We start from the raw sequence: 10,241 nt of genomic DNA, 5'->3' as shown, positions 1-10,241 counted from the left end.
CTGGCCGCCCGCCCCGCCCTTGCCGGTGTCGTGCAGCAGCATGGCCAGGAACAGGGCCTCGCGGTCGTCGATCAGCGGCATGATCGCCGTCGACAGCGGATGGTCCTCGGCGAACTGGCCGTTGGCGATGTCGGCGATCACGCCCACCGCCCGCAGGGTGTGCTCGTCCACTGTGTAGGAGTGGTACATGTTGAACTGCATCTGGGCGACGATGCGGCCCCATTCCGGCACGAACCGCCCCAAGACGCCGGCCTCGTTCATCATCGACAGCGTGCGCTGCGGATTGCGGCCGTGGGCGAGGATGTCGAGGAACACCTTGGCCGCCTCGGGGTCGCGCCGCACCTTCGAGCCGATCATCGCCACGCCCCGGCTGGCGGCGGTGAAGGCGTCGGGATGCAGGTCCAGGTCGCGGCGGTCGGCCAGCCGGAACAGCCGCAGCATGTTGATCGGATCGGCCTCGAAGATGTGCGGCCCGTCGATGTTGAGCCGCCCGCCCTCTTCGTGGAAACCGGGGTCCAGCGCCTTCTTGCGCGGCCGGCCGCGCCCCGGGATCAGCCGCGACAGGCCGCGCGGCTGCTGCTTGATCTGCTCGGCCTCCAGCTTGGCGGCGAACACCCGGGTGAGCATCCCGACTTCCTTGGCGATCAGGAAGTAGCGGCGCATGAACCGCTCGACCGCCGGCGCGTCGCCGCGGTCGCCATAGCCCATCCGCCGGGCGATCTCGGGCTGTAGGTCGAAGGTCAGCCGCTCCTCGGGCCGGCCGGTGGCGAAGTGCAGGTGGCCGCGCACGGCCCACAGGAAATCGAAGGCGCGGATGAAGGCGGCCACCTCGCGGCGCTCGAACATGTCGAGCTGGACGATGCCGTCCACCTGGGCGACGGGATGGAGGTACTGGGCGATCCAGAACAGCGTGTTGAGGTCGCGAAGCCCGCCCTTGCCCTCTTTCACATTGGGCTCGACCAGGTAGCGGCTGGCGCCGGCCCGGTCCTGGCGCTCGTCGCGCTCCTTCAGCTTGGCGGCGACGAACTGGGCCGCGGTGCCCTTGACCACCTCGGCGCGGAACCGGCGGATCAGCTCGTCGGCCAGCTTCGCGTCGCCAGTCAGCCGCCGCGCCTCCAGGATCGAGGTGCGGATCGTATAGTCCTCGCGGGAGAGCTTGACGCACTCCTCGACCGTGCGCGAGGCATGGCCAACCTTGAAGCCCAGGTCCCACAGGGCATAGAGCATGTACTCGATCACGCTCTCGGCGTGGGCGGTCTGCTTGTAGGGGCGCAGGAACAGCAGATCGAGGTCAGAGAAGGGCGCCAGCGCGCCGCGGCCGTAGCCGCCCACCGCGATCAGGGCCAGGCGCTCGCCCTCGGTGGGGTTGCGGGCCCGGAACACGTGGACGGTGGTGAAGTCGTAGAGGGCGGTGACCACCTCGTCGGTGACCCCCGACAGCAGCCGCGCGGTCTCGATGCCGCCGGCCCCGTTCTCCAGGCGCTCCTTGGCGATCATCCGGCCGCGGAACAGGGCCTGCTTCAGGATCTCCAACGCCCGACGGCGCTGCTCGACCTCGTCGCCGGCCGCGTCCAGGGCCGCGGCCGAGAGCTGGGCGCGCAGCCTCACGCCGTCGACGACGTATTCCAGGCGGGTCGGGCGAAGGCGGGGTGGCATGCCCACCGCATATAGGGCAAGCCGCGCCCCAGCGTCAGGGGATACGAAAAGGGGCCGGCGTTTCCGCCGGCCCTCGAACGCAACAATATGGAAGCTTCGGTCTAGTCGGCCGCTTGCACTTCGGCGAGGCGGGCCTGCGCGACCTTCAGGGTGGCGCGGACGCAACGGCCGTAGGCGTCGGTGATCAGGGTCTCGCCGAAGGTCTCGCGCATGCAGACGGTGCGGGCGGCGCGGTTCAGGTCGGCGTCGATCTGGGCGGCGGTCTTGCCAACGAGCGAGACGCGGACTTCGGCGGCGGCGGCCGGGGCGGCGAAAGCGATGGCGGCGGCGGCGGTCAGGACGGCAATGCGGATCATCTTAAATTCTCCTTTGGCGCGGGGAGGGATGTCCGCGCTGACGGGGGCCTTTTCGACGCTGAAGATTAATTTGGGGTGCAGCGCGGTGGTTAATTTTGTGCAACGCACAATAATCCGCCAGCGGAGCGTTCAGAAGCCCGCTTGCGCCATCGCCTCGGGTAGCCGGACCTCGCCGGTCCAGAGAATCGCTGCCCAGCCGCAGGCGCGGGCGCCTTCCACGTTGCGCGGGCTGTCGTCGATCAACAGCAGTTCGTGCGGTGCGAAGCCGCTGCGCTGCTCGGCCATCCGGAAGAAGGCCGCGTCGGGCTTCTTGCAGCCATAGTCGGCGGCGTAGTGCATGGCCTCGAACTGCGCGTTCAACCCCAGGACCTCCCAGAGGTGCCGGGCGCGATGGTGCTCCTGGACCGTGGCCAGGTGCAGCTCGAGCCCCGCGGCGCGATAGGCGGCCAAGTCGTCCAACAGGGCCTGGTCCAGATGGCCATCCTGTTCGAACCAGTAGGCGGTCACCTGGTCGCTTCTGAGGTGGGGCGCGATGGTTTGCAGCACGGGACCCAGCCGCTCGTGCAGATCGGCGCGCCCAATCACGACATCAGGCCAATGGACCGCGAAGAATGCGTCCTGGAAGGCCTTCGGATCGAGACCCAGATCAGCCTGGCTATCTCGGTTCCACAATGTCCCGTCGAGACGGCGAGCGACGACCCCGTCGACATCAACCATCAGGCATCTGAGCGCCATCAGACCAGCCCCTTCAGCCGGTAGAGGGCGTCCATGGCTTCGCGGGGGCTCATGCTGTCGGGGTCGAGGTCGCGCAGGGCGGCCTCCGCCGCGCTCGGCCCCCGGCGCTCGGGCTCTGGGGCGGTGGCGGCGAACAGCGGCAGGTCGTCCAGATGCGCAGGCGCGCCGGCCTCGCGCTCCAGCCGGTCCAGCACCTCGCGGGCGCGGACCACCACGGCGGGCGGGACCCCGGCCAGCTTGGCCACCTGCACGCCGTACGATCGGTCGGCCGGGCCGGGGCCCGCCTCGTGCAGGAAGATCAGCTCGCCGTTCCACTCCTTGGCTTTGAGTGACAGGTTGGCGACGAAGGCCAGGCGGCCCTCCAGCACGGCCAGCTCGTGATAGTGGGTGGCGAACAGGCCTCGGCAGCGGTTGGTCTCGTGCAGGGCCTCGGCGCAGGCCCAGGCGATGGCCAGGCCGTCATAGGTCGCCGTGCCGCGCCCGATCTCGTCCAGGATCACCAGGGAGCGCGGGGTGGCCTGGGTCAGGATGGCGGCCGTCTCCACCATCTCGGCCATGAAGGTCGAACGGCCGCGCGCCAGATCGTCCCCCGCCCCGACCCGGCTGAACAGCCGGTCGACCACGCCCAGGCGCAAGCGCTTGGCGGGCACGAAGCAGCCGGCCTGGGCCAGCACCGCCAGCAGGGCGTTCTGGCGCAGGAAGGTCGACTTGCCGGCCATGTTCGGCCCGGTGACGATCGAGAGCCGCGCCCCGGCGACCCCCGCCCCGTCCAGGCGGCAGTCATTGGGGGTGAACGGATCGCCGGCCCGCTTGACCGCGGCCTCCACCACCGGATGGCGCGCCGCCTCGGCCTCGAACACTGTGGAGCGGTCGACGCTCGGGCGGCTGGCGCCCACATCGTCCGCCCATTCGGCGATCCCGGCGGCGACATCGAGGGCGGCGGCGCCCTGTGCGGCGGCCTGGATGGCGGCGGCCACCGCGATGGCGGCCTCGCGCCAGGCTTCGAAGGTGGCGACCTCCATGGCCAGCGCCCGCTCGGCGGCCTGGGCGATGCGTGCGTCCAGCTCGGCCAGCTCGACGGTGGTGAAGCGGACCTGGTTGGCCAGGGTCTGGCGGTGGATGAAGGTGGCGTTGAGCGGCGCGGTCATCAGCGGCTCGGCCGCCTTGGCGGTGGTTTCGACGAAATAGCCCAGAACGGCGTTGTGGCGGACCTTCAGCGCCACGCCGCTCTCGGCCTGGAGGCGGGCCTCGAGCTGCAGGATCACCTTGCGGCTGTCGTCGCGCAAGGCGCGCGCCTGGTCGAGCTCGGCGCGGACGCCGGGCGCCACGAAGCCGCCGTCGCGGGTCTGGGCCGGCAAGTCGGTCCCCAGGCCCTCGTCCAGCATGCGGCGGAACTCGGCGAGGTCCGCGTCGGCCAGCGGGCGCAGGGCGGCCAGGGCCCGGGCGATCTCCGGCGGCGCCGGCGGGTCCAGCGGTTCGGGATGGCCGAACAGACCCGCGATCTGCTCGCCGCCGGCCAGGCCGTCGCGCAGGCAACCCAGGTCGCGCGGCCCGCCGCGGCCCAGCGCCAGACGCGAGAGGGCCCGGGCCATGTCGCCCATGCCCCGCAGGGTCTCGCGCAGCTTCTGGCGCAGGGGCCGGCGCTCGCAGAACCACTCCACCGCGTCCAACCGCGCATCGATGGCGGCGGGGTCCAGCAGCGGACGGGCCAGCCGCGCCGCCAGCATCCGCGCACCCGGCGCTGTGATCGTGCGGTCGATGGCGCCCAGCAGCGAGCCGTCGCGCGATCCCGACAGGCTCTTCTCGATCTCCAGGCTCGCGCGCGTGGCCGGGTCGATGGCCATGACGTCGGCCTCGCCCGCCCGGCGCGGGGCTGTCAGCGCCGGCAGCCGCCCGGCCTGGGTGGTCTCGAGATGGGCGGCGATCAGACCCAGCGCCGAGACCTCCGCGCCCGACAGCTCGCCGAAGCCGTCGAGGGTCTCCACGCCATAGAGGCGCTTCAGCCGCGCCTCGGCGGCGGCGGGTTCGGCGAGCGCCGAGGCCATGGGCTGGATCAGGCCGCCGACGCTTTTGAAGGTCTCGCGCAGGGTTTCGTCGGCGAACAGCCGGTCGGGCACCAGGATCTCGGAGGGTCCCAGCGAGGCGAGCGCCGAGGCCAGGCCGTCGCGGGAGAGCGCCATGCACTCCACCTCGCCAGTGGAGAGCTCGACGCTGGCCACCGCCGCCGCGCCCGCCCGCACCGCAACGGCGGCCAGGCGATTGGCGCCTCGGGCGTCCAGCAGGCCGTCCTCGGTGAGCGTGCCGGGCGTCAACACCCGGACCACGTCGCGGCGGACGATGGACTTGCCGCCGCGCTTCTTGGCCTCGGCGGGGTCCTCCATCTGTTCGCAGACGGCGACCTTGAAGCCCGAGCGGATCAGCTTGGCGAGATAGGCCTCGGCGGCGTGGACCGGCACCCCGCACATGGGGATCGGCGCCCCGCCGTGATTGCCCCGCGCAGTCAGGGTGATGCCCAGCGCCGCAGCAGCCCGCTCCGCGTCCTCGAAGAACAGTTCGTAGAAATCGCCCATGCGGAAGAACACCAGGGCGTCGGGCTGGCGCGCCTTGGCCTCGAAGAACTGGGCCATGACCGGCGTGGCGCCGGCGGCGTCGGGAAGGGTGGGGCTCTGGGCGTTCATGCTTGCGAACGAACCTAGCCGCGCCCGCCCGTCGCGTCAGCCCCCGCGACCTCTTGAACCTCGGCGGGAGAGTCCCAAGCTGTGGTTAAGTGAGGAGCTGCGCTTGACCCACGTCATCTTCCCCGCCGGACCCGACGACGCCGAAGACCTGGCCCGCATCCACGTGGCCTCCTGGCGCGAGACCTATCGCGGCCTGCTGCCCGACTCCTACCTGGCCCGCCTGTCGCCGGGCGTGCACGCCCGGCGCTTCCGGCTGAGCCTGCTGCGGCCCGGCGAGCACGAGGCGACCCTGGCCGCCGCCGACCGCCAGGGCCTGGTGGGCTATGTGGCCGGCGGACCCTCCCGCGCCCGGCGGCTCGGCGAGGCCGAGATCACCACCCTCTACCTGCTGAAGACCGCCCAGGGTCAGGGAACCGGCCGGCGCCTGGTGTCGTCCATCGCCCGGGTGTTCGCAGCCAATGGGGCGAGTTCGCTGCTGATCTCGGTGCTGCGCGACAACATCCCGGCGCGCGGCTTCTACGAACACCTGGGCGGAGAGCCCGAGGCCCCGCGCCGCGAGCCCGGCCCCGGCGGCGTGACCTATGAGGTGAGCTACCGCTGGCCCGACATCCGGACCTTGCTCGCCGACTGATCGTCGCGCCCAGCGTCCAGGCGGGCTCAGTACGTCTCCCGGACCCCCAGCGCCCTGGGGGTCGGCGTGGTCGCCGCGCCCTTGCTGCGCTTCAGCACCCAGTCGGTGAGCGTCGCGGCCACCGCCGAGTTTCCGGGGTCGCCGGGCGTCCCCTTGTCCGGCGTCGAGTCGTCGGCCGAGACGAAGTCGGTGTGGAAATAGAGCTTGGCGTTGATCTTCGGATCGAAGGCGGTGATCGCCTTGGCCGCGTCGGTCTGCCAGGTCCCGGTCTTGTTGACCTCGGTGAAGTCGCTGACCCCAGGGAACGGGTTGCCCATGGCGGCCGCCGGACTCTGGCGCGCCACATAGACCGGGACATTGGCGATGGCGCCCTTGTCGACGTCCAGCTTCACCCCTTCGCGGTCCACCATGAGCGTCTTGAAGCGGCTCACGAACTGGGCGTCGTAGTCCCAGCGCTCGGACGGGTACCAGTTGGAGGCGATCATGTTGGAGGCGTCGATGGTCCGGGCGCCGCCTTTGAAGGCCACGCTCACCGGCTTGATGTTGGTCCGGGAAGGGGCGAAGGCCTGGCTGTCCAGCCAGAGCCTGGCCTTGCCGACGTCCAGCGCCGAGCCGCCGTTCCCGCCGCCCTCGACCCAGTCATAGACGCGGGCCGGGTCGACCTGGGCGGCCGAGGGCACGCAATCGGGCTTGGGCATGCCCGGACGCGGCGGACCCATCATCATCGGCGCTGGGGTCTTATCGCAGGCGGCTTCCGTGCCGGGGACCGGCTTGAAGTCGAGATAGCCCAGGCCTTCCCCCAGGAACTGCAGCACTGGCATCTGCACCCCGCCGCCGGGGATGGGATCAGTGTCGAAGCTGGTTCCCGCCCGCGCCAGCCAGGTCAGGCGCACGGCCTTGAGGAAATCGTCGCCGGGATTGGCCGGGACCATGGCGGCGGTGCGAAGCGGGAAGATCGCCTCGGCCTTGGGATCGGCGAAGGCGTAGTAGATCCCGGCCACCGACTGGCTGGCCGCGGCCATGGGTCCGGCGATGGCGCCCAGCATGCCGCTGGCGTCGGTGTAGACGCGGGCCTTGCCTGACCGGAAGTCAGCCAACTTGGCGAAATAGGTGTCCAGCTCCTTGGCGCTCGGCGCGTCGGCGGTCCCCGCCGAGGGGCCGCCGTCCAGGAAGATCAGGCCGGAGAGCTTCTCCACCCCGCGCTTGCCGTCGGTCTGGCGGCGGGCGGCGTAGTTGGCGACGAAGCCGCCGCCCTGACTGTGGCCGGCCAGGAAGATGTTCTTGTTCCCGGTCTTCTCCCTGACCAGGCCGATCATGGCGTCAACGTCGCCGGCATAGGCCTGGAAGTCCCAGTCGGCCATGAAGGCGAGATCGGTCTGGGTGAGCGGGGTCCACGCGCCCGACGGCAGGCCGGTGACCTTGGCGGGCTCTCCCGGCCGCGTCGCGGGCACCAGCGATCCCGCGCCCAGATAGTGGTCCAGCGCGATCTTCGGATCCTTCTTCACCCGCGCCTCGCGCAGGACCTCGGTCTGGGCCAGGTTGGCGCCGCGCCGCTGCAGCACCCAGACCTCGATGCGGCAGGGCTTCCCGTCGCAGGTCTGGCCTTGGGCGCGATGGACGAGCTGGCTGGCCAGGTAGAGCCAGTGGGGCGGGGTCGAGGAGAACCCCGGCAGGCCGACGATCACCGCATTGGCAGGCTTCGGCGTCTCGCCGTCGCCAGCCGCGCGCAGGCGCAGGAAGGTCGCGGTGTTCAGCGCCTTCGGCGTGCCGACGGCCTGATAGCCGGGAGTCTGCAGGTATTCCGCGACCACGTCTGGATAGCCGGGCACGGTCGACTTCGAATAGTCCGCCGCCGCAGCCGGGAGGGCCAGCACGGCAGCCCCAGCCAGAATTGCTGCCTTCAGCCGCATGATGTTCTCCCGCCTTCGCGCCGCTGACGGGCGCGCTTGTCCACGCAGCCTAATGGTTTGGCGAGCGTTTGTTGCGGGGATTTTTCAAGCGTCGGGTATGGGCTCTAGACGCCCGTGACGTCTTCCCAGAAGCGCTTGGCCTTGCCGATGAAGTTGGCGGACTTGGGATGCTGCTGGTCGCCGGAGAGTTCAGCCAGTTCGCGCATCAGCTCCTTCTGGCGGGCGTTGAGCTTGCTCGGGGTCTCGACGAACAGCTCCACCACCAGGTCGCCGCGTTCGCGCGAGCGCAGGGACGGCATGCCCTTGCCCTTCAGGCGCACGGTGCGGCCGGTCTGGGAGCCCTCGGGCACCTTGACCTCGATGCGGCACTCGCCGTCGCAGTTCTCGCCGCCCATCAGGCAGGGCGCCTCGATGTCGCCGCCGAGCGCCGCGACATACATCGGCACCGGCACGGTGCAGAGCAGGTCCAGGCCGTCGCGGTCGAACAGCTCGTGCGGCTTCACCGACAGGAAGATGTAGAGGTCGCCGCGCGATCCGCCGCGCGCGCCCGCATCGCCTTCACCGGCCAGCCGGATCCGGGCGCCGTCATCGACGCCGGCCGGGATACGCACCTGGAGGACACGTTCCTTGCGCACCTGGCCATGGCCGTGGCAGTCCGCGCAAGGATCCAGCACCAGGCGGCCGGAGCCGCCGCAGCGCGGGCAGGCCCGCTCGATGGAGAAGAAGCCCTGGCTGGCGCGCACGCGACCCGCGCCGCCGCAGCTGCCGCAGACCGTCGGGCTGGTGCCAGGCTTGGCGCCCGACCCCTCGCAGGTCTCGCAGGTGATGGAGGCCGGAACCGTGATCTCGACCTCGGCGCCCGCATAGGCCTGCTCGAGGCTGATCTCCAGGTCGTAGCGCAGGTCCTGGCCCCTGGCCGGACCGCCGCGCTGGCGGCCGCGGCCGCCGAACATGTCGCCGAAGACGTCGCCGAACACCTCGTTGAAGATGTCGTTCACGTCGTGGAACTGGCCGTTCCCGCCGCCGCCATTGGCGCCGTTGACGCCGGCATGGCCGAAGCGGTCGTAGGCCGCGCGCTTCTGGGGATCGGAGAGGATCGAATAGGCCTCGTTGATTTCCTTGAACCGGCCCTCAGCCTCGCCGCAACCGCCGTTGCGGTCAGGGTGGTGCTCCATGGCCAGTTTACGGAAGGACGCCTTCAGGGCCGCGTCGTCCGCGCCCCGGTTCACGCCCAGGATGTCGTAGTAATCCCGCATCTTATGTCAGGCGTTCAAAATGATCTGGTGAGAATGAGGTGGGTGGGCGCGAGCGTCGCTGCAAGGTCTGTTCCAACCTCAACGCGCACGCAAGGGGATGGACGCCCCATGGGCGCCTTCTCGCAAGGCTTGCGGAAAGCGCCCATAGGGCGAAACATCACGCCGACTTCTTCTGGTCGTCGTCGCCGACTTCCTCGAATTCGGCGTCGACCACGTCGTCACCACCCGCGGCGTCAGGCTGATCGTCGGCCGCGCCGCCGCCCTGCTGGGCCGCGTACATGGCTTCACCCAGCTTCATCGAAGCCTGGATCAGCGTCTGGGTCTTGGTGGCGATGGCCTCGGCGTCGTCACCTTCGCGCGCCGACTTCAGGTCGGTGAGCGCGGTCTCGATGGCCTCCTTTTCAGGGGCGCCGACCTTGTCGCCGTGCTCGGCGAGCGCCTTCTCGGTCGAGTGGATCACCGCCTCGGCCTGGTTTTTGGCTTCCACCAGGGCCTTGCGCTTCTCGTCCTCGGCCTTGTTGGACTCGGCTTCCTTGACCATCTTGTCGATGTCGGCGTCGGAGAGGCCGCCATTGGCCTGGATGCGGATCGACTGTTCCTTGCTGGTCGCCTTGTCGCGCGCCTGGACATTCACGATGCCGTTGGCGTCGATGTCGAAGGTGACCTCCACCTGCGGCACGCCGCGCGGAGCCGGCGGAATGCCGACCAGGTCGAACTGACCCAGCATCTTGTTGTCGGCCGCCATCGGCCGCTCGCCCTGGAACACCCGGATCGTCACGGCCGACTGGTTGTCGTCGGCGGTGGAGAAGGTCTGGGAGCGCTTGGTCGGGATGGTGGTGTTGCGTTCGATCAGCGGGGTGAAGACCCCGCCCAGGGTTTCGATGCCCAGGGTCAGCGGGGTCACGTCCAGCAGCAGCACGTCCTTGACGTCGCCCTGCAGCACGCCGGCCTGGACCGCGGCGCCCAGCGCCACGACCTCGTCCGGGTTCACGCCGGTGTGCGGCTCGCGGCCGAAGAAC

At 70.3% G+C, this 10,241-nt stretch carries 8 protein-coding genes; 1 reads left to right on the top strand and 7 read right to left on the bottom strand.

All coding sequences use genetic code 11. The features are described from left to right. From glnD to mutS, 4 genes are all read right to left on the bottom strand, one after another. Positions 1-1,656: [protein-PII] uridylyltransferase (gene glnD, locus Q8Q77_RS19215; protein WP_305585526.1), on the bottom strand; the 1,656-nt coding region annotated here is incomplete at its 3' end. 101 nt (positions 1,657-1,757) lie between these two features. Beyond that, positions 1,758-2,012, bottom strand: coding sequence for a hypothetical protein (locus Q8Q77_RS19210; protein ID WP_305585524.1), 255 nt, complete (start codon positions 2,010-2,012; stop codon positions 1,758-1,760). Between the two features lie 129 nt (positions 2,013-2,141). Further along, positions 2,142-2,747, bottom strand: coding sequence for an HAD family hydrolase (locus Q8Q77_RS19205; RefSeq protein ID WP_305585522.1), 606 nt, complete (start codon positions 2,745-2,747; stop codon positions 2,142-2,144). Next, positions 2,747-5,425 carry a DNA mismatch repair protein MutS gene (mutS, locus tag Q8Q77_RS19200; protein ID WP_305585520.1) on the bottom strand — a complete coding sequence of 893 codons (2,679 nt, stop codon included), beginning with the start codon at positions 5,423-5,425 and terminating at the stop codon, positions 2,747-2,749. Before mutS ends, Q8Q77_RS19205 begins: the two co-directional genes overlap by 1 nt. Before the next feature lie 103 nt (positions 5,426-5,528). Here mutS and Q8Q77_RS19195 point away from each other — a divergent pair, with 103 nt between their 5' ends. After that, positions 5,529-6,056, top strand: a complete 528-nt coding sequence (locus Q8Q77_RS19195; RefSeq protein WP_305585518.1) for a GNAT family N-acetyltransferase — start codon at positions 5,529-5,531, stop codon at positions 6,054-6,056. Positions 6,057-6,082: 26 nt separating this feature from the next. On the opposite strand, the gene Q8Q77_RS19190 is transcribed toward Q8Q77_RS19195, so the two are convergent. The 3 genes from Q8Q77_RS19190 to Q8Q77_RS19180 all read right to left on the bottom strand — a co-directional run. Then, entirely contained in the window at positions 6,083-7,966 is a 1,884-nt protein-coding gene (locus tag Q8Q77_RS19190; protein WP_305585516.1) for an alpha/beta hydrolase, read from the bottom strand. A 104-nt stretch (positions 7,967-8,070) separates the two neighbouring features. Further along, positions 8,071-9,222: a molecular chaperone DnaJ gene (gene dnaJ / locus Q8Q77_RS19185; protein WP_305585514.1), complete on the bottom strand. Its 1,152-nt coding sequence runs from the start codon at positions 9,220-9,222 to the stop codon at positions 8,071-8,073. A 157-nt stretch (positions 9,223-9,379) separates the two neighbouring features. Further along, positions 9,380-10,241 (bottom strand): Hsp70 family protein (locus tag Q8Q77_RS19180; protein ID WP_305585512.1); only part of this gene is annotated, 862 nt, incomplete at its 5' end.

It is taken from the genome of Phenylobacterium sp. (assembly GCF_030698145.1).
Lineage (GTDB): Bacteria > Pseudomonadota > Alphaproteobacteria > Caulobacterales > Caulobacteraceae > Phenylobacterium.
Note: the sequence above shows the minus strand (reverse complement) of the source record. Positions and strands in the feature narration are given on the sequence as shown.

What these genes read in the sequence shown, in the direction of transcription:
- Q8Q77_RS19210 (WP_305585524.1), bottom strand. Translation starts at nt 2,012, where the DNA reads ATGATCCGCATTGCCGTCCTGACCGCCGCCGCCGCCATCGCTTTCGCC.
- Q8Q77_RS19205 (WP_305585522.1), bottom strand. Translation starts at nt 2,747, where the DNA reads ATGGCGCTCAGATGCCTGATGGTTGATGTCGACGGGGTCGTCGCTCGC.
- mutS (WP_305585520.1), bottom strand. Translation starts at nt 5,425, where the DNA reads ATGAACGCCCAGAGCCCCACCCTTCCCGACGCCGCCGGCGCCACGCCG.
- Q8Q77_RS19190 (WP_305585516.1), bottom strand. Translation starts at nt 7,966, where the DNA reads ATGCGGCTGAAGGCAGCAATTCTGGCTGGGGCTGCCGTGCTGGCCCTC.
- dnaJ (WP_305585514.1), bottom strand. Translation starts at nt 9,222, where the DNA reads ATGCGGGATTACTACGACATCCTGGGCGTGAACCGGGGCGCGGACGAC.